Below are 23,056 nucleotides of genomic sequence, written 5' to 3'. Positions count from 1 at the left end.
ACGCAGTATTGGCGGGCATGTTTACCCTGCTCGTCCCTGTGCCGAAAATGTGCTTGTCCGGTGAAATTCTCTGCTCAAAAAAGTACGACGGCGGTGGGCCGGGCACGTGCCCAGCCCACCGCCGCGGTGAGGTGCCTTATGCGCGAAGGGCGCAGCGGGAATTACTCCTGCACTGGCTCCAGCGCATTCTTTGCTGTGCCTTTGCCTTTGTCCTTGTCGTTGTCCTTGACGAAGAACAGTGCAAACAAGAGGGCCACGATGGCGGTGGCCACCAAGAGCGAAAGGCCAATGGCGTACTTATAGTTCGCGGCCTCGGGGTTGTAGGTCATGCCCATGATTAGCGGCGGGAAATAGCCGCCCAGACCGCCGGCAGCACTGACAATACCGCTGATGGTGCCCACCTTGCCGTCTGGTGAGAGGGTTCCCACCCAGGCGAAGACGCCTCCGGTACCCAGCCCCAGCGCCGCGGCCAAGGCCAAGAAAACGGGTCCGGCCTGGACGTCAGCGGCAGGTTCTAGCGCCACGAAGAAGCCCAGCACAGCCACACCGGCGAGGGACACGAGCACCACGGGCTTGGAACCGATCTTGTCGGCCAAGACACCACCAATGGGACGGGCGATCACCGCGGCCAAGGCGAATCCGGCGGTGCGGGCACCCGCCGAGCTCGGATCGAACGCGTAGATGTCGCGTAGATACGTGGGCAGATAGGTGGCGAAGGAGACAAAACCGCCGAAGACCACGGCATACAGGAAACACATCTTCCAGGTCACGGCCAGCTTCGAGGCGTCGATCAGCTTGGGCATCACAGGGGATTTGTTGGGCTGCCAGCCGGGGGCGTTCTTCATGAACACCCACACGAGCACGGCCATGACGGCCAGAATGCCCGCGATCAGCAGGTGCGTGGGCACATATCCGATCGATTTCACCAAGCGCGGGTTCAGGAAGGCGGCCAGTGCAGTGCCGCCCATGCCTGCCCCGAACACGCCCGTGGCAAAGCCGCGGCGTGCCGGCGGGTACCAGGCGCTGACGAACGGGATGCCGACGGCAAACACTGTTCCGGCAACACCCAAAAGGAAGCCGGCCGCAAGCACTATGACAAAGGAGTTTAGTGCCCCTCCCAATGCGACCAGCAAGACTGTAGGAATCGTGGCCACCAGAACAAAGGTGAACAAGGCCCGTCCGCCGTACCTGTCCGTCATGGTGCCCACTACTATGCGGCCCAAGGAGCCCACAAAGATGGGCATGGCCACCAAGATCCCCATGGTTCCAGCTGATAGTTCCATGGAGTTGGCGTAGTGCGTACTCAGGGTGGCGATGATGTTCCACGCCCAGAAACCCACCACGGAGGCGGCGGTTGCCAGAGCCAGATTCAGTGCCTGTCCCTTGACGGGAGGCGGGTGCGGGGCGGTTGTTGAGGCCATGGTCTCTCCTGATTGAGGCTTAGAACCTGGGTGGTAGAAGCTGATTAGACGGTTAGCGCTTGGTGGTGTCGCGGTCGCGGGTGCCTACTTCGGACCAGCCACTGCGGGGAGCAACGCTGGCACCCTTGTCTCTGGAGCGGTACACAATGTACGGGCGGAACAGGTAGTGCAGCGGGGCTGTGAACGCGTGGACCAGACGGGTAAACGGCCACACCATGAACAGCAGCATGCCCACCAAAGTATGGATGTGGAAGGAAGTCGGAGCCGCGGCCATGGCGGCAACATCCGGCTGGAAGATGAACAGGGAGCGGAACCACGGAGAGACCGTGTCCCGGTAAGTCACATCAGGATCGGGCCAGAACACGCTGGCCAACGTGGTCCACAAACCAAACACGATGGCCGCCACCAGCACCACATACATGAGCTTGTCGTTCTTGGTGGTCGCCATGAACACCGGCCCGGTTTTGCGGCGGCGGTAGATCAGCAGCACGATCCCGCCGAGCGTGCCAACACCTGCAATAGTTCCCACAAACAGGGCGTTGAAGTGATAGATGCTCTCCGTCATGCCCACAGCCTCGGTCCAGGACTTCGGAATCACCAGGCCAAAGAAGTGCCCCGCGATCACGGCGAGCAGACCAAAGTGGAACACGGGCGAGCCGATGCGCAGCAGCTTGGATTCGTACAGTTGTGAGGACCTAGTGGTCCAGCCGAACTGGTCGAACTTATACCGCCACACGGAGCCGCCTACCAGAATGACAATCATGACGTAGGGCAAAACGCCCCAGAGGAAGATGTCCATTGCTCATGCCCCTTTCATGGGCAGCAAACGCGGATCGTAGGGGTCCAGACCCACGGATTCCGTGGGCGGGCCGTAGCCTGCCATCCGCATGACGGCTTGTTCATCTGCCGGGGATGCGCCCGGCAGAGTGTCGCAGATGGCTTGCAGAATCTCGGCGTGCGGCAGCTCATCGCGCATCAGCCCAAACTTGATCAGTTCCAGGCTGGGCCGGTATTGCGCCAGCAGTTCCTTGCCGGTGAGCATGTCCACGGTGGCCGCAAATTCAAGCACCATGGGCAGAAAGTCGGGCAGTTCTCCCCATGTGTCCACCAGGGTGTCCTGACCTCGGTAGACCTTCTTGAACGCGCCCAGCACCTCCCCGCGCCGCCGAGTATCGCCGTCGGTCCAGTAAGAGAGGTGCAACGCATGCCGTTTGCCGAGGTCAAATTCCTGCACATATTGGCCTTGCAACGCCATTAGATCGGTGCTTTCCAACCGTTCTAGGACGACGCCGAACGGTTGGCTTGCGCCGGCAAACTCACCGAGGGCGGCCCTCATCATGGGTACCCGGGCTACGAGTTGTTCATCCGGGTAGGACAAACACCACGACGCTGCCAGGAACGTTATCCGGTCCCTTTTGTTGCCGGTCCCGTTCATGAGCCGCCACCGCCTTCGGTGGCAGCTTCGAGGTCATCGGCGGGCGGCTCGGTGGGATGCTTTTGCGGGAACATCCCGGCAGGTGCGCCGTTGCCGTCCCAGTTCAGCAGGTTCACGCGGCCACGCAGGGTGTCCGCCCCGGCCACCGAATCGGAGGTTTGCCGGTCCTTGAGAGCATTGAACGTTTCCAACGCCACCGGGGTGGGACGCCCGCTGGCCTCACCGAAGGGCGACATGCCCATCGAATCCATGCCGGGTCCGCCGTCGAAATCGAGGGAGCAACCCATCTCTTCCAGATCGTGGGCCTGCTCGGCATGTGCCTTGGGGATGACATAGCGCTCGTCGTACTTGGCGATGGCCATGAGCCGGTACATCTCATACATGGTGGCGCCGTCCATGCCCACGGAAGCGGGGATGGACTCATCCGGATCGCCGCCGAGGGAGATGCCGCGCATATAGGCACGCATGGCAGCCAGCTTCTGCAGCACGCCGGTGACCAAATCCGTGTCACCTGCCGTGAACAGTTCGGCCAGGTACTCGACCGGGATGCGCAGAGCGTCAATGGCGCCGAACAACACGTCTTTGTCCTCGGCGTCGTGCCCCTGATCGCGCAGCAGATCAACTACGGGGGAGAGCGGCGGGATGTACCAGACCATGGGCATGGTGCGGTATTCCGGGTGCAACGGCAGGGCCACCTTGTAGACCTTGGTCAGCGCGTACACGGGCGACTTCTGTGCGGCCTGGATCCAGTCTTCCTGGATGCCTTGTTCGCGAGCGGCCGCAATGACGGCAGGGTCATTGGGGTCCAGCAGCACATCCATCTGGGACTGGTACAGATCCTGCGGATCCGTGACCGAGGCAGCTGCGGTGACGGCATCGGCGTCGTACAGGAAAAGCCCCAGGTACCGCAGCCGGCCCACGCAGGTTTCCGAGCACACGGTGGGCAGGCCCACCTCGATGCGCGGGTAGCAGAACGTGCACTTCTCGGCCTTGCCGGTCTTGTGGTTGAAGTAGATCTTCTTGTACGGGCAGCCTGTCATGCACTGGCGCCAGCCGCGGCACTGGTCCTGGTCAACCAGGACAATGCCGTCCTCGACGCGCTTGTAAATGGCGCCGGAGGGGCAGGAAGCCATGCAGGAGGGGTTCAGGCAGTGCTCGCAGATGCGCGGCAGGTAGAACATGAACGTCTGCTCAAACTCGAACTTGATCTTGTCCTCGGACTCGCGGCGCACCTTCTCCACAATGGGGTCCAAATGACCCATTTCGGAGGTGCCGCCCAGATCGTCGTCCCAGTTGGCGCTCCAGGTGATCTTCGTGTCCTTGCCCGTGATCAGGGACTTGGGCCGGGCCACCGGGAAGTCATCGCCGAGCGGGGCGTCCACGAGGGTCTTGTAGTCGTAGGTCCAGGGCTCGTAGTAGTCCTTGAGCTCGGGCTGGATGGGGTTGGCAAAGAGCCCGAACAGCTTCTTCACACGCCCGCCGGCCTTGAGCTTGAGGCGGCCGCGCTTGTTCAGCTCCCAGCCGCCCTTCCACTTTTCCTGATCCTCGTAGCGGCGCGGATAGCCCTGCCCGGGGCGGGTTTCGACGTTGTTGAACCAGACGTATTCAACCCCTGCACGGTTGGTCCATGCCTGCTTGCACGTGACGGAGCACGTGTGGCAGCCAATGCATTTGTCCAAGTTCATGACCATGCCCATTTGAGCCATTACACGCATTAGTACTGCACCTCCTGTGAACGGCGACGGATGGTGGAAACGTTGTCTCGCTGGTTTCCGGTGGGGCCAAGGTAGTTGAACGCGTACGTCAGCTGCGCGTACCCGCCAATCAGGTGGCTGGGTTTCACCAACAAACGGGTCACCGAGTTGTGGATGCCGCCGCGGCGGCCGGTGGCCTCCGACTTCGGCACATCGATGGTGCGTTCCTGCGCGTGGTAAATGTAGGCGACGCCTTCGGGCATGCGGTGGCTGACCACCGCCCTGCCCACGAACACGCCGTTGGCGTTCACACACTCAACCCATTCGTTGTCCTTGACCTGGATAGAGCCGGCGTCCTGCGGGCTCATCCACACGGTGGGACCGCCACGCGAAAGGGAGAGCATCAGCAGGTTGTCCTGGTATTCGGAGTGGATGGACCACTTGGAGTGCGGCGTCAGGTAACGCACCACAATCTCCTTGTCCCCGTTGGGGCCCAGCTTCGGCTCGCCAAACAGCCTGTGCATATCCAGCGGGGGCCGGTAGATCGGCAGGGCCTCGCCAATGTCGATCATCCAATCGTGATCTAGGAAGAAGTGCATGCGCCCGGTCAGCGTGTGGAAGGGCTTGAGCCGCTCAATGTTCTGCGTGAACGGTGCATAGCGGCGCCCGCCCGTCTCCGAGCCCGACCATTCCGGGGAGGTGATGACAGGCTGCGGCCCGGCCTGGGTCATGGCGAAGGAGATGTGCTTCTCCTCGCTGCCCTCGGCCAGATCAACCAGCTTCATGCCCGTCTTGCGTTCCATCTCCTTGAAACCGGCCACGGCGAGTTGGCCGTTGGTGGTGCCGGAGAACGTCAGGATGGCCTCGGCCATTTTCGCGTCGGTGTCGATGGCGGGACGCCCGTGCGCGGCGCCGCCCATCATGACGCCGTTGACCTTGCCCAGGTGGGCCAGGGCCTTGTCGAGTTTGTAGGTGATGTCCTTGACGGTGAAACCCAGCTTGTCTGCCAGAGGTCCGACGGCGGTGAGCTTGTGAGCGATGGCCGTGTAGTCCCGCTCCACCACGATGAAGTTGGGCATGTTTTGCCCGGGGACGCCGTCGATCCCGTCCTTGCGCCAGTCCCGGACAACGCCGCCGGGCTGGGCGATCTGGCCCACGGTGTCGTGAATGAGCGGGACGCTGACCAGGTCCTTGCGGGTGCCCAGGTGCTTCACGGACTGGCGTGAGAGTTCCTCGGCCAGCAAGTTGAACAGCTCAAAGTCCGTCTTGGTTTCCCACGGCGGGTCGATGGCCGGGGTGAAGGCGTGCACAAAGGGGTGCATGTCGGTGGAGGAGAGATCGTGCTTCTCGTACCAGGTGGCGGCCGGGAACACGACGTCGGAGAGCAGGGTGGTGCTGGTCATGCGGAAGTCGGCGGACATCAGGAAGTCGAGCTTTCCTTCCGGCCCTTCCTCATGCCATTTCACGTCCTGCGGTTTCAGCGATTCGTGGCTGTCCTGACCCATGACGTTGTTGTGGGTGCCGAGCAGGTTCCGCAGGAAGTATTCGTTGCCCTTGGCGGAGGAGCCGAACAAGTTGGAGCGCCACAGCACCAGGGTGCGGGGCCAGTTTTCCGGGGCGTCGATGTCCTCGATGGCCGGGTTCACTGTCCTGTTCATGAGTGACTGCGCCACCCAAGTCTTCTCGTCCGGGGCCTCGCCCGCTGCGACAGCTGCGATGGCCTTGTCGGCCAGGTCCAGCGGGTTGGAATCGAACTGCGGGTAGAACGGCATCCAGCCCAGGCGCACTGACTGTGCCAGCGCGTCCGCCGTGTGCATGCCGTCGAGGTTGCCGGTGGACAGCGGCGACTTCAGGGCGTCGGCCGAGTAGCCGTCCTGGCGCCACTGGTCGGTGTGCATGTACCAATAGCCGGTGCCGATCATGGTCCGGGGTGGGCGTGACCAGTCCAGGCCGTTGGCAAGGGAGACCCAGCCCGTGATGGGGCGGCACTTTTCCTGGCCCACGTAGTGCGCCCAGCCGCCGCCGTTGCGACCCATGCAGCCCGTCAACATGACCAGGGCCAGAATGGCCCGGTAGGTGGTGTCGCCGTGGAACCACTGGCAGATGCCGGCGCCCATGATGATCATGGAACGGCCCTTGGACTGTTCGGCATTGCGCGCAAATTCTCGAGCTACCCGGATGCAGGCCTGTGCCGGGACGGAAGTGACTTCTTCCTGCCAGGCCGGGGTGTAGGGGACGGAAACGTCGTTGTAGTCCTTGGCCCAGACGCCGGGCAGGCCGGGTCGGCCCACGCCGTACTGGGCGAGCATGAGGTCGTAGACGGTGGTTACCAGGTGGCCGCCCACCATTTTTGCCGGTACGCCGCGGTGCATGATGGTGCCTGCACCTTCGGGGTCCTCGAAGCAGGGGAGCAGGATCTCCACGGATTCTCCGGTGACTTCATCCATGCTCAGGGCCGGCTCGATGCCGGTCAAATCAAGGTTCCACTTGCCCTCGCCGGTCTTGGAGTAGCGGTGGCCCATGGTGCCGTTGGGGACAATTGCATCCCCGGTGACCTTGTCGAAGAGCATTGTCTTGAACGCCGCGTCCTCGAGACTCTCCTGGCCGGGGACGAACGCAGCGGTGAGGAATTTCCCGGGAACGTACGTCCCGTCGTCGTGCTTCTCCAGGCGGATCAGGAACGGGAGGTCGGTGAACTGGCGGACATAGTCCTGGAAGAACGGGACCTGGCGGTCAACGAAGAATTCCTTCAACGTCACGTGGCCCATGCCCATGGCGAGGGCGGCGTCGGTGCCGGCCTGGGCGGGGAGCCATTCGTCGGCGAACTTGGTGTTGTCCGCATAGTCGGGGCTGATGGCGATGACCTTCGTGCCGCGGTAGCGGACCTCGGCCATCCAGTGCGCGTCCGGTGTGCGGGTGACGGGGACGTTGGAGCCCCACATCATCAGGTACGTGGCATCCCACCAGTCGCCGGATTCCGGGACGTCGGTCTGGTCGCCGAACACCTGCGGGCTGGCCACGGGAAGGTCCGCGTACCAGTCGTAAAAGGAGGTCATGACCCCGCCGATGAGCTGCACAAAACGGGTGCCGATCGCGTGGCTGACCATGGACATGGCCGGGATCGGGGAGAAGCCGGACACGCGGTCGGGGCCGTACGTCTTGATGGTGTTCACGTGCGCGGCGGCGGCAATTTCCAGTGCCTCTTTCCAGGATGTGCGGACCAAGCCGCCCTTGCCGCGTGCGTTTTGGTACCTCCTGCGCTTTTCCGGGTCCGTGGAGATTTCGGCGAACGCCAGGACGGGATCATTCAGGCGGGCCTTCGCTTCGCGGTACATTTCCACGAGCACGCCGCGGGCGTACGGGAAACGGACACGGGTGGGGGAGTAGGTGTACCAAGAGAACGCGGCGCCACGAGGGCAACCGCGCGGTTCGTATTCGGGACTGTCCGGGCCAACGCTCGGATAATCGGTCTGCTGGGATTCCCACGTGATGATGCCGTCCTTGACGTACACCTTCCAGGAACAGGAGCCGGTGCAGTTCACACCATGGGTTGAACGCACCACTTTGTCGTGACTCCACCTGTCGCGATAAAAAATATCGCCGGCCCGTCCACCTTCCCGGAAAACTGCCCGAGAATCATCCGTTTCATCCCACTTGGTGAAGAAACGCCCTAATTTCAACATTGCATCAGACGCCGGACCATCGACACCGGCGACAAAAGTTTCAGCAGTCATGGCCCCAGACTAGGGGCTGTCCGTGGGGATTTCTACGGCCTGTCAAATAGCCAAGATAAGGGTGTTCTAATTATCTTGTAAAAGTTGCATAGTTTGTGCGACTTTTAACTTCCGAGGACTTGCAGGACGTCAATAGTTGGCCGCAATATTAAGGCCTTGTGGGTGAATGTTACGTCGGGAGGGAGGCTCGTCCCTCGCCTCCCTCCCCCTCGACGCTAGCGCAGCAATGGTTGCTTTTTGGTGGACGCTATCTCAGCAATGGTTGCTTTTTTGGCGACGCTATTTCATGTGGGGGTCGGCGGATGATTGGCGCTGGTCCCGCGGGGCTGGGCAAAAACAAAAGGCCCTCCTCGCCGGGGCCCTGAACGATGATGCTCGCTCAGGGTGCCGGCGGGGAGGACCAGTTGGTGCGTACGTTCTGCGCTGCATGTGGACGCCAGCGCGTGGGTACCTACTCTTGTGGGTGCCCAGTGCGTGGACGCTTAGTTGCGGCGGAAAGCCAGATCGAAGATGACGCGGCCAGCCTTGTGGGCCTTGTTCTCGAAGCTGGTCAGGATGCGCCCGTCAAAACGCGGAGCCCAGCCGCCGATCTCATCTGGCTCATCACTTTGTTCGCAATCCACTCCGCTGAGCCGCGCCTCGGTGAGGGGGCTTTCGGAACCTGTGCGCTCGCCGTCGTGCAGGTTAGTGAAATCTTCGGAGGCGATGCCCACGTGGAGCATCTGCTCGGCGTAGGTGGACCAGTCGGTGGCTAGGCGCCAGGTGCCGCCGGGCGAGAGGACGCGGGCCACGAGCGGAGCGAAGGTGTCCTTCACCATGCGGCGCTTATTGTGCTTGCTCTTGTGCCACGGGTCGGGGAAGAAGACCCAGACTTCGCTGACGGAGCCGGCCGGGAGCATGGTGCTCAGGACTTCGGGCGCGTTCGCCTGGACGACGCGGACGTTTTCCAGCTCGTTGGCGACGATCTTCTGAATGGTCTGGGCGAGACCAGGGGTGTAAACCTCTACAGCTAGGAAATCCTTGTCCGGGTTTTCTTTGGCTGCGTGGATGACGGCATCGCCCAGGCCGGAACCGATTTCGACTATCAGCGGAGCTGTGCGGCCAAACTCTGCCGCGGCGTCAAAGACATACTCGGGGTGTACGGAGGTGTCCGAGATGTGGCGCGGAACGTCCACGGCCAAGGTATCGGAGTGGTCATCCCAAGCCTGCTGCCGGCGACCCTGTAGGCGGGTTCCGCGGCGTACAAACGAGACCGGCTGCATGCGGTAGGTGCCCTCGGCGGCCTGACTGCCCGGGGTGATGGGGCGTGCGGAGCCGTCCTGTGTGCGGGGTGCACGCTGCTGTGAGGGCTGCTCATCCAACCGCTTTTCATCCTGCTCGGAGGTGAGCGCGGAGGCGGCGGAGGCGGTGGCGGGGGCGTCGGTAGCTGGGGTTTCACTCATCACTGTTAAGGGTACCGGTGATTTTCAGGCGGGCTAGTTGGGAAATTTTGGCCTCACGCCGTCCGGAAACCTCTCGGCCAGGTTCAAGCTGAACGATTTCGACCCACAATTTCGACCCGGGAGTAAAGGTTGCTTTCAGCTCCCATAACCGCCATTTCTCACGGCTCGATGGCGTGAGGAGCCTTGGCCGGGGCGGAAAATGGCTCGTGGTGGCGCGGGTACCCAGATGACGTCGTTCAGGGGCCTCCCTAGCGGATCAAAGTGACGTTATCTGGACACTCACCGAGCTGTTGAAGGTGAGTTACGGCACTAAGGGGGTGCCCGGCGTCGTGCCGCTGGTAGACTGAGGGTACTTAATGTGCGTTTCGCGCATTCTGCGTCGATGAACGCATGCAACTTGTCCCGCATAGATCTTGCCCAGTGAATTTGCACTGTGCAGACCGCGGTTGACACGCTCTGGCATTGAATCGGCGAACCCGCGGTCAAAACTGCCCGTGGGACGTTGAACCGCCTTACGAAAGATTCTCTCTTTACATGACAACTTTTGCTGCCCTTGGTGCGCCCAAGGAAATCGTTGCTTCACTCGCCGCTCAGGGCATTGAGGAAGCATTCCCCATTCAGGTCAAGACTCTGCCGGACACTTTGGCAGGGCGCGACGTGTTGGGTCGCGGCCGCACCGGCTCCGGCAAGACCATTGCCTTCGCTATCCCGCTCGTGGCCCGCCTGGCCGAGCGCGAAGCCCCTTACTTCCGCAAGCCCGGCCGCCCCATGGGCCTGGTCCTTGCCCCGACCCGCGAGCTGGCAACCCAGCTGAACAACACCATCGAGCCCCTCGCCAAGGCCATGGGCTTGAACACCACTGTCATCTACGGTGGCGTCTCACAGGCTCGTCAGGAAAAGGCCCTGCGCGCCGGCGTCGACATCGTCATCGCTTGCCCGGGCCGCCTCGAAGACCTCATGAAGCAGCGCATCGTTTCACTTGAAAGCGTTGAGATCACGGTTCTGGACGAGGCCGACCACATGGCTGACCTCGGCTTCCTGCCGGTCGTCAAGCGCCTGCTGGACACGACCCCCACACAGGGTCAGCGCATGCTGTTCTCCGCAACACTGGATAACGGCGTTGACAAGATTGTTCAGCGCTACCTCTCCAACCAGCTCACCCACTCGGTGGACGAGCCCAAGGCTGCGGTTTCCACCATGGAACACCACGTTCTGGTTGTGAACGACCAGACCGTGAAGAAGCAGGTCATCGTAGAGTTGGCGTCCGGCGCCGGCCGCCGCATCCTGTTCATGCGCACCAAGCACCACGCTCGCAAGCTGGCCAAGACACTGACCGACGCCGGTATCCCCGCCGTCGACCTTCATGGAAACCTGTCACAGAATGCCCGTGACCGTAACCTGGCCGAATTTGCCACCGGTGACGTTCGCGTCCTGGTTGCCACCGACGTTGCCGCCCGCGGCGTGCACGTTGATGACATTGAATTGGTCATCCACGTTGACCCGCCCACAGAGCACAAGGCTTATCTGCACCGCTCCGGCCGTACGGCTCGCGCCGGATCCGACGGCGTTGTCGTCACCCTGACGCTCCCTGAGCAGCAGGGCGACGTCAAGAAGCTCATGCGCGCAGCAGGCGTTGACGTGAACTTCGAGCGCGTCACCACCAGCTCACCGGTCATCGCCACCTTGGTGGGCGACGTCGCTGACAAGATCGACCCGCGCACCCGCGCAGCGTTGCTCGCATCCAAGGCGCCGGCTCAGGGCGGTGGCTCCTCAACCGGTGCAAACGCTCAGCGCAAGCGTTCGGTTCGCTCCGGCGCAGCCCCCACAGCCGGTGGCCGTGGCGGTCGCGGAGGACGCGGACGCGTTTCCTCCGATTCTTCCGAGCGTCCGGCAGCTGCGGGCAACCGTGGCGAGCGTCGCGAAGGCGCTGCTCAGGGTGCCCGCTTCGGCGTCGGCGAAAACCGTCGCCCGGCACGCGGTGCAGGCGAAGGCCGCCCGGCACGTTCCGGCGAAGGCCGCCCGGCACGTTCCGGCGAGGGCCGCCCGGTAGGCGCAGGTCGCCCGGCACGCGACGGCGACGTTGCTCGCGGAAACCGCGCAGGCCAGGGTTCGGCCCCGCGCAGCTCTTCGCACACCAACGATGCCCCGCGCAGCAACTCCCGCGGTGGCAGCCAGGGTGGTGCCGTGTGGTCCTCCAACACCGGTGGCAACTCCGGCGGAAGCTACAACTCCAACGGTGGCGGCGCCCGCTCCGGCGGCCCCCGCCGCGCAACGGCTCCGGCCTCCAACCAGCGCCGCGGACGCTAGCCCACAGACTAAATTCGCCGAGTACGACCGAGCCCCGCTGAGTCAGATGTTGCACAACGTCAGGCGCGGCGGGGCTTCGTCGTACCCGATCCACTCACGGGACAGGGACTATGACCGTTTCTCGTTATCGCGTTCCTTGCCAGCGTTTGCATAACGTCCCGCGGCCACCGTCGCAGCAGCCATGGTGATGAGAGCGCCAAGGACCAGTGCCGCCGGTTCGCCCGGGATCAGCAGATCTTGTTGAATGCCGATGGTCGCGGCCGCGATGGGAACACCCAGCTGTGACGCGGACAGCACCCCCAGCGGTAGCGGCAGTCCGAAGAGCCTGGTGAGTGAATGTACACCGATCGCGCCAAGCCCCAGGGCCAAGCCCAACAGGATCATCGTGGGGTGGCTGGCAAGTTCGCGCAGATCCAAGGACGAGCCGAGCCACAAGAAAAACAGCGGCCCCAAGAACCCCTCGGTCAGGGCAAAAAGTTGTCGCGCCAGTCGCCGCGGTTCGCCCACCGCCGAGACCACCAGCCCAAAGGTGAAGCCCGCGAGCATGATCGACACGTGGCTCCACACGGCCAGTCCCGCCAGTGCGAACAGCAGTACCAACTGGAATCTGAGCTCGAGGGCGAATTTTCGTTCCTCTGAGACGTTGTGAATCCGGCGCCGGAGCCCGTTCTTGTCGGCTTTGCGTAAAAAGAAAAGTACGACGGCGGAACTCGCCAACACTGCCAGGGAACCAAGTGCCGCCCTCCCCGCGGTGGCCGGGGCCAGTGCCAGCGGCAGGGCGATGATGGCCAGGGCATCGGCCATCGCCACCTGCGCCATCATTGCCAATACCGGTGGCCCGGACAGTTTTAGAGAGCTGACAATAGGCACCACCAGGGCGGCTGATGAGGACGCCAGAAGAACCGCATAGAGCGGGGCATGGCCATTGCCAAACAAAACCGCCAGCCCGATGCCGACTGCTGCGGAAGCGCAGGCCACCACCACTAGTCGAACCGCCCCGCTGCCCAGCGCAGACCTGATTTGTTTGTCCCGGACGGGGACATGAGTGCCGGCCACGAACATGATGAGGGCAAACCCCATATCGGCCAGAAATGTGAAGGTGGGCTCGGCCGGGTCCACCAGATTCAGCCCCGTTCGGCCGATCAAAAGCCCGGCAAGCAGCTCGCCGATCACCACTGGTATGCGCCATTGCGCAGGTAACGCCAGCAGCGGCCCCAGAAGCGCCAAGAAGCAGATCAGCGCCATGATCGGAAACGTCATGCCGCCAGCCTACTGCGCCGCCCGCTGGCCCGAGCCTCCCACGAAGGAAGCTAATCTGAGGTGGTCGGTTCGGGCGGCGTGAGCCCCTGGAATGGTGCGAGTGCGTCCTTGAATGCGGGTAGATCATCGCGGGATACAGTGGTGGCGCCATAGCTCAGAGAAATAGTTCGGGGTGGGAATCCAGATTTCTCGTACTCCGCGGCTGCCTTACCAGTCGTATCTCGATCAACATTCACGAGGTAGACCGAGAACCACTGCGAATCTGCATACGCTGTGCCAGTGATCCAGTAGAGCTTATGCGGATCCGCCGTGCCGTATTTCTCCACCAATTCCTCATGCCACGCAGGATCATTCTTGACGGTGTCGGCGTCGGGGGATAACTTCATTGTGCCAAGACCCCGAGCGGTGGTGATGCGGTTGATGATGGCCAGAATTCTTGCCCACTCTGAGGATTCAACAGGGGCGTTGTCGCTGTCCCACTGCACCGAGTTAAAGGTTGTGGTCATGGACTTGCCGCCGTATCCATTGCCCTGGTTGGGATACCAGCCAGTCTCGCCGCTGGCGGTCCACTGCAACTGGAACTCTTCGGCCAGTACGGCCTTGAGCTCGTCCAGGATTGCCGTCGAGATTCCTTCAACGTCCTCTTTGACCGGCGCCGCAAGGATCTCCTCAGGTACTGAATATCCATGGGCCGGATAGTCCTTCCAACTCACGGTCACTTCTTCGCCCACAGCGTTGGTGTACGTACTGGTAGGCGCAGCTCCACACGCGCTTAGCCCGATAAGTGAAACCACCACGGCTGACATAAAAACCGCGTGAAACGTACGTTTGAACACTAACCGACTCACTGCGGCTCCTTCCCCTAGGAACCATCAGCCTATGCAGGAAGCGTGGAGGGCGCCTCAGACCCAGGGATGAACCTGTGGCGTTACAGCCGGACGGTGCCCTCGATGCAGAGAGTCGCCTGTCCGCCCACCCAAATCGAGCCGTCCTCGATGTCGATGTGGACCCGGCCTTCCCTGCCCAGAACGGTACCTTGGGAGGCTATATAGTTCGACGACGCCACACCGGTATCGCTCATCCAGCGCGCCAATCCCGCGTTGAGGCTGCCCGTGACGGGGTCCTCCCACACGGCGTCGCCGCCGAAGAACGCCCGCACCTCGAACTGCGTTTCAGCGCCGGGAGCATGCGGACCCACAACCCCGATCTCAAGATCATCTAACAGGTTGGGGTCCGGTCGGAGCGCCAGGACCGCCTGTGCAGAGGCTAAACGGATGCCCATCCAGCGTGGCCCGTTGACGATCCACGAGGAGTCCAGGATGTGCTCACGCCGAACACCCAGAACGCTGGCAACCCGCTGTAGACGTGATTCGTCAATGGCTTCGTACCGCGTGAGCGGTGGCGCCTCAAAAGCTAAGCGGTCGTCCGTCACACGAACCGGTACAAGACCCGCCTCGCACTCCTGCATGATCACACCGCTACGGCCCACGGTTCCACCGGATTCCAGCCATGCCCTGGCGGATCCCAGGGTGGGATGCCCGGCGAAGGGCAGTTCTTCGCTGGCCGTAAAAATCCTGACCCGGTAAGCTGCAAGCGGATCAGTTGGGGCCAACAAAAATGTGGTCTCGGCCAGGTTGGTCCAGTTGGCGAATTGTTGCATGTCCGCCGTGCTCAAACCCTCGGCGTCGTGAACCACGGCCAGCGCATTGCCGCGGTAGGCTGTCGCCGAAAAGACATCGACCTCACTGTACCGGCGCGACGTCACCACGGCGTTAGAGAACGGGGTCGATGCTCAGTACGGCGAGGAAGCCGCGGCCGGAAATTTCCGGGGCAGCGTCAGAGCCCACCACCGTGTCAAACTTGCCCAGCGTTTCGGGTGCGGTGGTGGCGACGGGCGCCGGGGAGGAGGCATCGGCGTCGTCCGCTGCTGCGGGAGAGACGGTAGCCGAGCCCTGCAACAGCACGGCGAATTGGTCCGCAAACACGGGGTGCGGGCGTTTCTTGGAGAGTTCGATGATGGCCGCGTAGCCCTTGAAGGCACCGCGGCGGGTCATGAGGTTCAGATCTTTGAGCGCGCCGGTGGGTAGGCTTGCGGAGGTTTCCGAGTCGCCGGAAAAGCGGAACGGACGGTACTTTTCGAGGGCCTGCTCGGCGCCGTCGACGTTCAGGGCAATGAGGTCGCCCTCGATGACGGTGATGATCCTATCGATCCCGGGCATGGGTGAAAAGGGGCCAGCCTTGGCTACCTCGGCGATGCTGATGCGCCAGTCCCAGTTTGTTCCGGTGGCATCGCTGGGACCTGCCGCGATCTGGCGTGTCATGCCGCCGCCGTTGGTCCACTGGGCAGCTTTGAGGGAAGCGTATCGAATGATCTGCATTATTTTTCGTCCACATTCTTTTCGCTGTACACGTGCAGGCGTTTGAGGTCCGAAGGCCGGCGGCGGAGCTTGCGTTTGTAGTACGACCAGCCTCCCGTGATCGCTAGGGACACAGCAAAGGCCAGCACGATCTTCAACGGCAGGTTCACGCGGGCGAAAGTCAGCACCAGGATCATGGCCGCGAAACTGGCGAAGTTGACAATGATGTCTAGCCAATCGGTCTTATTGCGCATTACTCAAGCTTACGCGGCTGCGAGTCGAAGGGAGCACAGAGGTCACGGAAGGCACCGCAAACACCCGTACTCTGTGCGGTTCCGCTCCGGCTACCGGTAGTTGCTGGCGAAAGGACGGTTGGTGGGAACAATCTCCTTCCCCAACGGCATGAGCGATACCGGGATCAACTTCAAGTTGGCGATGGCCAGAGGAATCCCAATGATGGTCACGGCCATGGCAACGGCTGTGGTGACGTGGCCGATGACAATCCAAATGCCAGCCACCAGAATCCAAATGACATTTCCCAAAGTGCTGGCAATGCCTGTTCCTCCCGGCTTATCGACCACCATCCGGCCAAAGGGCCACAGTGCGTACCCGGCAATGCGGAACGAGGCAATGCCCCATGGGATGGTGATGACCAGAACGCAGCAAACAATGCCGGCGAGGAAATAGCTCATGGCCAGCCAGAAACCGCCAAAGATGAGCCAGATGAGATTCAAGATTGTCTTCATTACCCCATTGTGCCTGCTGGCCCTGACAAACACATCAGGGTTCACCCTGACTGCCCCTGATTTCACACCAACCGCCCAGCTTCCAAGAGGCCTCCGGTGCTACGCTGATCAGCAACGTCACCTCCCCCACCCGTAACCCCAACTCCTAAGGAAACCTAGCTTTCATGGACTTCGGCACAGTTTTTTTGATCCTCATGCTGGTGATCATTGCCATCGTCTTGGGCGTGGGTATCACCTTGGCGGTCCTGATTTCCCGCGGAGTGCTGGGCTTGGTCAAGATTGGCAAGCCCAAGTATGAGTCTGCCAAGCGCAGCGCCCTGAAGGTTCGGGCCGAATCCAGCACCGGTCCCATGGCTGAGATCCTCAAACAGCGCGTGGCCTTGGCCGAAGCCTTGGAAGCCACTGGCCGATCCCTTGCCGTAGCGCAGGGAGCCGGGCAGTACACGGGCAATCTGGAGCCCATTTTCGTCTCGCTGCAGCAGGCTGGCAAGGTTATGGAACACCATCTTTTGGTGGCGCAGCAGGAGCCCGAAACTGCCGTCCAGGGCCTCTATGTCAAGACGTTGGGCACGCAGGTTGAGCAGATCACCCAGACCGCCACAGGTGTGCGACAAGCCCTGGCCAGCACGGCCGCGCCCGCCGGAGATGTGGACCTGAAGAACCTCACCCGAACCCTGGAAATTGAGGCGACCATGCTGAAAAAGTGGGCTCAAACCTACACTGAACTTGGCAACGACTAGCTCGCCTTCATGCGCATTTTCACCAAAATTGCAGCGCTTTTCCGGCCCAAATCTTCCCGCAGGAAGCACGACGGCGGCGCCTCCTCCAGCGGCCAACTCACCTTGAACGATGCCCGGGGCAAGCAGCAAGCCGCCGTGCAAAAGATGCGCAGGGGAGTGGCCGATGTTTCGGTGAGCCGCCAGCGCCTAGATCTGCAGGGCGAAGACCTGCAAAAGGCCATGGAGAAGTTGGCCCAGCAGTCCGAAAAGTCCCGCAGCGAAGGGGATGAGAGCGCCGCCCAATCGGCCATGAACCGGCATCTGATCATGGGCGGGCAACTGGCCGATCTCGTCTCTCAGCGGGACGCCCTCGCCGAACAAGAAGCCATGCTGATTTCCGCGCTGACGCAGTTGCAGGCTCGGGTCTCAGGCTTCAACGTGACCGTGGAAACGCTCACGGCAACCCAGAAAGCAGCCAGCGCCAACCAAGCTATCGCCCAGTCGCTGGAAGAATTCGATGGCGAGCACTAGAAACTCCGCCTTGCGGTCATCCATCCGTGAGGTATGGCTGTTTAGGGTGCTCTAAACAGCCATACCTCACGGATGGATGCGCTGGGCGGGCTGCGAGATGGCAACCGCTCGGATCGATACCGTGCTCAGAGCGTCAGAGCGTCAGAGCGTCAGAGCGTCAGTGCTCGGTGATGTCCCCGGACACCATGTCAAAGGTGAAGCCGCGCCGTGCGCCGGAGGTGACCATGCCGGCGTCGACCCCCATATTGAACTCCAGAGTCAGGGTTCCGGCCGTAATGTCGGCCTCGGTCACCGTGCAGGTAGAGGTGAAACTACGCGCCGCGCCCGGCAGCAACGGATCCCAACCAAGAAGTGCAACGATCCCCTCCGTTCGGCTCTCCATGAAAACTGCCACTTTTGGTGCCGCCAAGCCGGAATTGCGGACCCGGCCCGAGAAAGCTAGAACGTCACCAGCCTTATATCCCGGGATCACAGCGCCGTAGTTCAGATCCTGCGACTCCCGGTTGGAGAGCACCTGCGGGGCCTCCTCAGAGTAGCCCTGTCCCACCTCTTTCCACGCGGACGGATCCCAATCGCCGTCGGTCTGGGCGAGCACAAAACTCTCGCCAACGCTCTCCCATACTGCGGGACGGCCGGGGGTGATGGAACGCAGCACCACGTCCAGAGCCACGCGGCGAGAAGTGGCGGTGCCGGAATTGTTCGTCAAAGAGGTCGTGGGGGAGGCCAGTAATTCTGCCGGATCGATCGACACAAACACAATTTCTTGGTAGCCCTGACGCTCATAGAGGACGCCGATGCGGCCGTCGGGCAGGCGCGCAGCCGTGGAATATTGCGAGCTTCCACCGCATAGTTCGAGGCCGAAGGGCCAGGTTGTGCCGTTGTCTTGCGAGAGCTTCAGGACGGTATTGCGGCGCAGGGCAGGATCGTGGTTGTGGGTGGCGATGAGCCAGTCAGTGGTGTCAGCGGTATCCGGTGTGGACAGTCTGGTGACGAAAGGGCGGCCGTCGAACCGGGCCACGGAGCCGTTGTCGCTGGGGTCCGGCAGCTCTAGGTGCGGCCGGGCCGAGGTGTAGCTGTGGCCGCCGTCGATGGAGATGGCAGTCAGGCGGTGCGGGGTGGCGCGCGAATGCATCAGCAGGGTTCCGTCAGCCAGACACACCACCTTGTTTTCGTTGGCGCCGGCAATGAATTCTCCCAGCGCCCACGTCTCACCATGATCGTCGCTGTACGCGCTGGCGGCCTTGATTTCGCCCTCGTGAAGCAGCACAAACTGCTGCACCAGACGTCCAAGGAAAGGGCCGGTGTGGATCTGAATGCCGGCTCCGGCCGCAGCAAAGAGGCCGGTAACCCCGTCGCCCTTGAGCATGGCGGTGAGGCGGCGGTGTTGCCAGGTGACGCCGTCGTCGTCGGAAAAGCTGAGGTCAGTGTGCTGGATGGCGTCCTGGTCATCGAGCCCCGCCGCGGCCTCGAAGAATCCCGCGTGCGTGCCCGCCGCGTGGAAGAGGAAGATGCGCCCGGTTGAGGTGTCGATGAGCAGGCTTGGATCGCCGTAACCGTCCAAGCTGGTGCCGGTGCGTACGGTTTGCTGCGGTCCCCACGTGAGTCCGTTGTCGGTGCTGCGGCGGAGGAGCAGATCGATCGGATTGGGCAGGTCATCCAGGTTGGGGCGGCCGTCGTAAGCGGCCAGAAGAGTTCCCCGTGGCGACACTGCCAGGGCAGGGATGCGGTACTGCCGGTGCCCCGCGACTCCGCGGCGGGCAAGAACCGTTTCCAAAGATGTAGGACGTATTATCACATAGTGAGCTTAGCTGGATTCTCAACGTCCGCGGGGTTCCGGGGCGGAAAGATTCTAGATCCAGCCCTGTTGCCACGCTTTTTCGGCGGCGTCGTGCCGGGAAACAGCATTGAGCTTCATCATGGCGGAGGAGAGATAGTTGCGCACGGTGCCCGAGGCCAAATGGAGCTGCTTGGCAATCTGCGCGACGCTGGTGGCGGAACGGCTCACGCGCAGCGCATCCAGCTCGCGGTCCGTGAGCGGGCAACGCTCGGCGGTCAGCGCGGCAGCGGCAATCTCCGGATCGATGTAGCGTTTTCCGGCCGCTACATCCCGAATTACATGGGCCAGTTCCTGCGCCGGCGTGGACTTCGGCACAAAGCCAGATACCTTAGACGTCAGCGCCCGGCGCAGCACACCCGGGCGGGCATGGCGGGTAACGATGATCACGCGCGTGTTCACTGTGGCCAGAATCTTGGCGGCCGCTTCGAGGCCATCGGCCTGCGGCATTTCCAGATCCAGCAGGCAAATATCGGGGCTCGTGGTTAACGCCAACTCGGCGGCGGTGACGCCATTATCGGCACTTGCCACCACGTCAATGTCGCCTTCGAGCCCCAGCAGGGCCTCCAAGGCGCCGCGGATCAGGTGCTCGTCGTCGGCAATCAGCAGCCGAATCCTGCCGGTCGTAGCGGATTCCAGAGTTTCAATCATGCGAGCGTTCCTTTGCTGGGGACCCACGCCTGCGCCTCGAAGTGGCCGGTGTCCATGGTGGTTTCAAGTGTTCCGCCGGCTGTCTCGAGCCGTTCCCGCAAGCCCAGCAAGCCGGTGCCCGCCGTCAAGGACATGGACGACGGCGTGCCGTTGAGTCCGTTGTTTCGGATGGTCAGCGTGACCCCGCCCTTTGTTGACGCCACGGTAATGGTGGCGTGGGTGGCTTCGCTGTGGCGCAGAATATTGGTGGTGGCCTCACGAACTGTCATGGCCAATGCCTGTTGCGCTGCCGGTTCTGCTGGCAGCCTTTCCAGCGTCAGTTCACAGTGGGCCCCGGCTGCCGTGAGGACTTCGCGGGCATTCTCCAGTTCGTCTTCCAAGGACGTTTCTCGGTAGCCGGACACCAGTGAACGGGTTTCCTCCAGAGCTTGCTTGGCAATGAGCCGAGTCTCATGAATGTTCTCGCGAGCTGCCTCGGGATTGCGATCTAGAAGCCGTTCGGCCAGTTCGGATTTCAGGGCGATGACCTGCAGGTGGTGGCCTTGAATATCGTGCAGGTCCGCGGCGAAGCGGAGCCTTTCCTGGGCAACAGCCAACTCGCCGGCCATGAGCCGGTGCCGGTCCAGTTCCACCACTACCTGCCACCACCACAGGCTGCTGATGAGCAGCAGGGGCATGCCGGCCGAATATATCAGCAGCATGCGGGAGGCAGCATCGTGCGGAAGCGGATCGGACTGCCCCAGCCAATAATGACGAATGGCGGCAAATGCCAGAAGCGAAAGAACGCCGCCCACCACGGTTAGCCATCGCTGCCTTTTGGGCAGCAGGCTGGCCACGAGAGACACCGCCAACCACAGCGGAATCGCCGCAATCCACCCGGCGTCAGAGGTGAGCAGTCCCAAAACCCAGACAGCGCCAGAGGTGACCAGCATGGCCACGGTCCACACAGTTCGGGGAAGTCCACCACCTAAACCGGCCTGCAGGAACCAGCAGTAGCGCACTTGGAGAGCCACAGCGAGAAGGAGGACAAACAGCAATAGCCCAGAAACGGCGTCGTGCTTGGCAGTGAAATCACTGGCGGCGAAGCTCAGCAGCATGAAGTGCAGGACCACCAGAATGAACACGATGGAACCCAAAGTGTACGTCCAGGTGGAGCGCACGCTGCGGCCCAGACTGGAGGGTGGGCGTGGAATTTCCGGGGCGGAGACTGCGGGCATGGGTTTCAGTCTATGGCAATGACATTTGTCATGGATTCGCCGTGTAAAAGTGCAAGTCAAGACGTGACAACAATGCACTATTGCGTCCCGGGCTACTGCGAAAGGATTGATTCATCAACGAAGTCCACCGACGAAAGAAGTCATCATGATCGAGTCAATGCAGTCCTTCACCGCCTCCCTTCCTCCCATGCTGCAGTGGGTGGGCGTGCTCCTGATAGCGGCCATTCCTTTTGTGGAGTCCTACTTTGCTTCGGTGGTTGGTGTGCTGGGTGGGCTGAACCCGGCGGTGGCCATTGCTGCGGCAGTGGTGGGCAACGTGGTCTCGATGCTGATCTTTGTACTCAGCGCGCACCGGGTCCGGGCCAAGGTTGCTGCCGGCCGTGCACCGAAGGAAGTGACCCCACGCCGGGCCAAGCTGCGCAAAGCATTCGATAAGTATGGCGTTGCCGGCGTGAGTCTGGTGGGCCAGACTATCCTGCCGAGCCAGATCACGTCCGCCGCCATGGTGTCCTTTGGTGCACCGAAGAATGCCGTGATCCTGTGGCAGGTCATCTCCATCATCCTGTGGGGCACCGCCTTTGGTGTGGCCGCAACGTTCGGTGTCTCGCTGATGGGCTAGGCGGTTGGCCCTAGCGGGTCTGCTCTGCAGGGGCAGCGCTGCCTGGTGTCAGGCTGATGTCAGGCGACGGTGATGCCCAGATGAGCGGCGAAGATTGGTGCGAGCAGGCCCATTTGGTAGTCGTCAATCACGACGCCGGACATGGAGCCGACGCCGTTGAGCGTGCGGAAGTCTGTGGTCCTCAGATCTACATCCTTCAAGGTGGCCTGTTGCAGATCCAGGGTTCCGATCCGGCAGTTCTGCAACGCCAGGCGCGTGACATGGGCGCCACCCAGATCGAGTTCGTCAATGATGCAGTCGCTGATTTGCAGGTCAATAATCTTTGAAGCCCGCAGGTTCAGGAAATCGATCTTGCCGCCGTCGATCCGTACCGACTGCCAGCTGCTGTCGTAGAGTTCGGCCGATCCCCAGCGCGGTGAGGTGACTTCGGTGTCACGCCAGCTAGTCCGGGCACCCTTCATGATCGGGGCGAAGCTGTCCTTAATGACGGAGCCGCGGAAACGCACACCGCGGAGCTCGGCGTCATTGAGCAGGGGGCCGTTGAGTTCGCACTCCAAGAAATCCGAGGATGTCAGGTTGACGCCGTCAAAGCTGGGACGGTCAAAGCGCTGGCCGTCATAAGTGTCACCGGGGCCGAAGAAAGCATCGTCGTTGTCTACCAGATCATGCAGTGTCAGCGGGGTGAGCCGGGGTGCGCGGGGTGCATTCTTCGAAGCCATGCATCTAGGTTATCTGCCCGCGGCGGGAGTAGATTTTATGATAGTCAGGGGTTGTCGAAGCGGATCCTCAAGGCGGAGTTATAAGCGCCATGCGTTTCTTCCACGGGCGCAGCAGGGCCGGGATCGGGGCTTGGTTCATCGCCGGCCGGCCACGCCCGGGTTGCCCGGTAACTGTAACCGTCCTGTGCGGCAGCCTCCCACTCAAAAGAGACATCCTGACCTGGCTGTAATGAGCGATAACCCGGCCCGGCAATATGGGAATAATGGGCCCAACAGCCGCCCGGTGTCGATTCCGAATCAAGAACTCCCCAGCCTTCTTCATCATGCCAAAAACGGACTGTTCCTGAGGTCTCCATGGTGCCAGCCTAAG

Annotated in this window: 21 protein-coding genes; 4 read left to right on the top strand and 17 right to left on the bottom strand. The window is 62.1% G+C overall.

The window, feature by feature from the left end; genetic code table 11:
* Nucleotides 1-161: 161 nt before the first annotated feature.
* The 6 genes from AB0O97_RS02075 to trmB all read right to left on the bottom strand — a co-directional run bounded on the left by AB0O97_RS02075 (nucleotide 162) and on the right by trmB (nucleotide 9,546).
* Nucleotides 162-1,421 (bottom strand): MFS transporter, encoded by a 1,260-nt coding sequence (locus AB0O97_RS02075; RefSeq protein ID WP_363879379.1) that lies wholly within the window; start codon nucleotides 1,419-1,421, stop codon nucleotides 162-164.
* A 52-nt stretch (nucleotides 1,422-1,473) separates the two neighbouring features.
* Nucleotides 1,474-2,220 carry a respiratory nitrate reductase subunit gamma gene (gene narI, locus AB0O97_RS02070; RefSeq protein ID WP_363879376.1) on the bottom strand — a complete coding sequence of 249 codons (747 nt, stop codon included), beginning with the start codon at nucleotides 2,218-2,220 and terminating at the stop codon, nucleotides 1,474-1,476.
* Between the two features lie 3 nt (nucleotides 2,221-2,223).
* The gene (narJ, locus tag AB0O97_RS02065) at nucleotides 2,224-2,856 is read right to left on the bottom strand and encodes a nitrate reductase molybdenum cofactor assembly chaperone (RefSeq protein ID WP_363879373.1); all 633 of its coding nucleotides are present in this window, start codon (nucleotides 2,854-2,856) and stop codon (nucleotides 2,224-2,226) included.
* Complete coding sequence (gene narH / locus AB0O97_RS02060; protein WP_363879370.1) at nucleotides 2,853-4,571, bottom strand: nitrate reductase subunit beta; 1,719 nt, start codon at nucleotides 4,569-4,571, stop codon at nucleotides 2,853-2,855. Before narH ends, narJ begins: the two co-directional genes overlap by 4 nt.
* Complete coding sequence (locus AB0O97_RS02055; RefSeq protein WP_363879367.1) at nucleotides 4,571-8,284, bottom strand: nitrate reductase subunit alpha; 3,714 nt, start codon at nucleotides 8,282-8,284, stop codon at nucleotides 4,571-4,573. Before AB0O97_RS02055 ends, narH begins: the two co-directional genes overlap by 1 nt.
* A gap of 482 nt (nucleotides 8,285-8,766) precedes the next feature.
* Nucleotides 8,767-9,546 (bottom strand): tRNA (guanosine(46)-N7)-methyltransferase TrmB, encoded by a 780-nt coding sequence (gene trmB, locus AB0O97_RS02050; protein ID WP_363845072.1) that lies wholly within the window; start codon nucleotides 9,544-9,546, stop codon nucleotides 8,767-8,769.
* A 714-nt stretch (nucleotides 9,547-10,260) separates the two neighbouring features.
* Between trmB and AB0O97_RS02045 the strand changes: the two genes are divergently transcribed.
* Nucleotides 10,261-12,033, top strand: coding sequence for a DEAD/DEAH box helicase (locus tag AB0O97_RS02045; RefSeq protein WP_363879365.1), 1,773 nt, complete (start codon nucleotides 10,261-10,263; stop codon nucleotides 12,031-12,033).
* Nucleotides 12,034-12,141: 108 nt separating this feature from the next.
* On the opposite strand, the gene AB0O97_RS02040 is transcribed toward AB0O97_RS02045, so the two are convergent.
* The 6 genes from AB0O97_RS02040 to AB0O97_RS02015 all read right to left on the bottom strand — a co-directional run bounded on the left by AB0O97_RS02040 (nucleotide 12,142) and on the right by AB0O97_RS02015 (nucleotide 16,396).
* A complete protein-coding gene (locus tag AB0O97_RS02040) occupies nucleotides 12,142-13,293 on the bottom strand; it encodes a cation:proton antiporter (protein ID WP_363879362.1) in 1,152 nt (383 codons plus the stop codon).
* Nucleotides 13,294-13,343: 50 nt separating this feature from the next.
* Entirely contained in the window at nucleotides 13,344-14,006 is a 663-nt protein-coding gene (locus AB0O97_RS02035; RefSeq protein ID WP_363879359.1) for a hypothetical protein, read from the bottom strand.
* A 215-nt stretch (nucleotides 14,007-14,221) separates the two neighbouring features.
* Entirely contained in the window at nucleotides 14,222-15,058 is an 837-nt protein-coding gene (locus tag AB0O97_RS02030) for a PhzF family phenazine biosynthesis protein (RefSeq protein ID WP_363879652.1), read from the bottom strand.
* A 7-nt stretch (nucleotides 15,059-15,065) separates the two neighbouring features.
* A complete protein-coding gene (locus AB0O97_RS02025) occupies nucleotides 15,066-15,671 on the bottom strand; it encodes a HutD family protein (RefSeq protein WP_363879356.1) in 606 nt (201 codons plus the stop codon).
* Complete coding sequence (locus AB0O97_RS02020; protein ID WP_363845037.1) at nucleotides 15,671-15,904, bottom strand: hypothetical protein; 234 nt, start codon at nucleotides 15,902-15,904, stop codon at nucleotides 15,671-15,673. The genes AB0O97_RS02025 and AB0O97_RS02020 overlap by 1 nt, the downstream gene beginning before the upstream one ends.
* Before the next feature lie 90 nt (nucleotides 15,905-15,994).
* The gene (locus AB0O97_RS02015; RefSeq protein WP_363845034.1) at nucleotides 15,995-16,396 is read right to left on the bottom strand and encodes a YccF domain-containing protein; all 402 of its coding nucleotides are present in this window, start codon (nucleotides 16,394-16,396) and stop codon (nucleotides 15,995-15,997) included.
* Between the two features lie 164 nt (nucleotides 16,397-16,560).
* Between AB0O97_RS02015 and AB0O97_RS02010 the strand changes: the two genes are divergently transcribed.
* Together AB0O97_RS02010 and AB0O97_RS02005 are read left to right on the top strand one after the other, a co-directional pair.
* The gene (locus AB0O97_RS02010) at nucleotides 16,561-17,136 is read left to right on the top strand and encodes a hypothetical protein (protein ID WP_363879353.1); all 576 of its coding nucleotides are present in this window, start codon (nucleotides 16,561-16,563) and stop codon (nucleotides 17,134-17,136) included.
* 9 nt (nucleotides 17,137-17,145) lie between these two features.
* Nucleotides 17,146-17,646, top strand: coding sequence for a hypothetical protein (locus tag AB0O97_RS02005; RefSeq protein WP_363879350.1), 501 nt, complete (start codon nucleotides 17,146-17,148; stop codon nucleotides 17,644-17,646).
* Between the two features lie 157 nt (nucleotides 17,647-17,803).
* Here AB0O97_RS02005 and AB0O97_RS02000 read toward each other — a convergent pair whose 3' ends face one another.
* Genes AB0O97_RS02000 through AB0O97_RS01990 form a run of 3 tightly spaced genes read right to left on the bottom strand, consistent with a single transcriptional unit; the run spans nucleotide 17,804 to nucleotide 21,348 of the window.
* Nucleotides 17,804-19,441, bottom strand: a complete 1,638-nt coding sequence (locus AB0O97_RS02000; RefSeq protein ID WP_363879347.1) for a sialidase family protein — start codon at nucleotides 19,439-19,441, stop codon at nucleotides 17,804-17,806.
* A gap of 54 nt (nucleotides 19,442-19,495) precedes the next feature.
* Complete coding sequence (locus AB0O97_RS01995) at nucleotides 19,496-20,131, bottom strand: response regulator transcription factor (protein ID WP_363879344.1); 636 nt, start codon at nucleotides 20,129-20,131, stop codon at nucleotides 19,496-19,498.
* Nucleotides 20,128-21,348 (bottom strand): histidine kinase, encoded by a 1,221-nt coding sequence (locus AB0O97_RS01990; protein WP_363879341.1) that lies wholly within the window; start codon nucleotides 21,346-21,348, stop codon nucleotides 20,128-20,130. Before AB0O97_RS01990 ends, AB0O97_RS01995 begins: the two co-directional genes overlap by 4 nt.
* A gap of 145 nt (nucleotides 21,349-21,493) precedes the next feature.
* Between AB0O97_RS01990 and AB0O97_RS01985 the strand changes: the two genes are divergently transcribed.
* On the top strand, nucleotides 21,494-21,967 hold the full coding sequence (locus AB0O97_RS01985; protein ID WP_363879338.1) for a hypothetical protein: 474 nt from the start codon (nucleotides 21,494-21,496) through the stop codon (nucleotides 21,965-21,967).
* Nucleotides 21,968-22,026: 59 nt separating this feature from the next.
* On the opposite strand, the gene AB0O97_RS01980 is transcribed toward AB0O97_RS01985, so the two are convergent.
* Nucleotides 22,027-22,686, bottom strand: coding sequence for a pentapeptide repeat-containing protein (locus AB0O97_RS01980; RefSeq protein WP_363879335.1), 660 nt, complete (start codon nucleotides 22,684-22,686; stop codon nucleotides 22,027-22,029).
* Nucleotides 22,687-22,730: 44 nt separating this feature from the next.
* A complete protein-coding gene (locus AB0O97_RS01975) occupies nucleotides 22,731-23,042 on the bottom strand; it encodes a cold shock domain-containing protein (protein WP_363845010.1) in 312 nt (103 codons plus the stop codon).
* Between the last annotated feature and the right edge of the window lie 14 nt (nucleotides 23,043-23,056).

The organism is Specibacter sp. NPDC078692, from assembly GCF_040686835.1.
Lineage (GTDB): Bacteria > Actinomycetota > Actinomycetes > Actinomycetales > Micrococcaceae > Specibacter.
The sequence above is the reverse complement of the archived record's forward strand: the minus strand, read 5'-3'. Positions and strand labels throughout refer to the sequence as shown.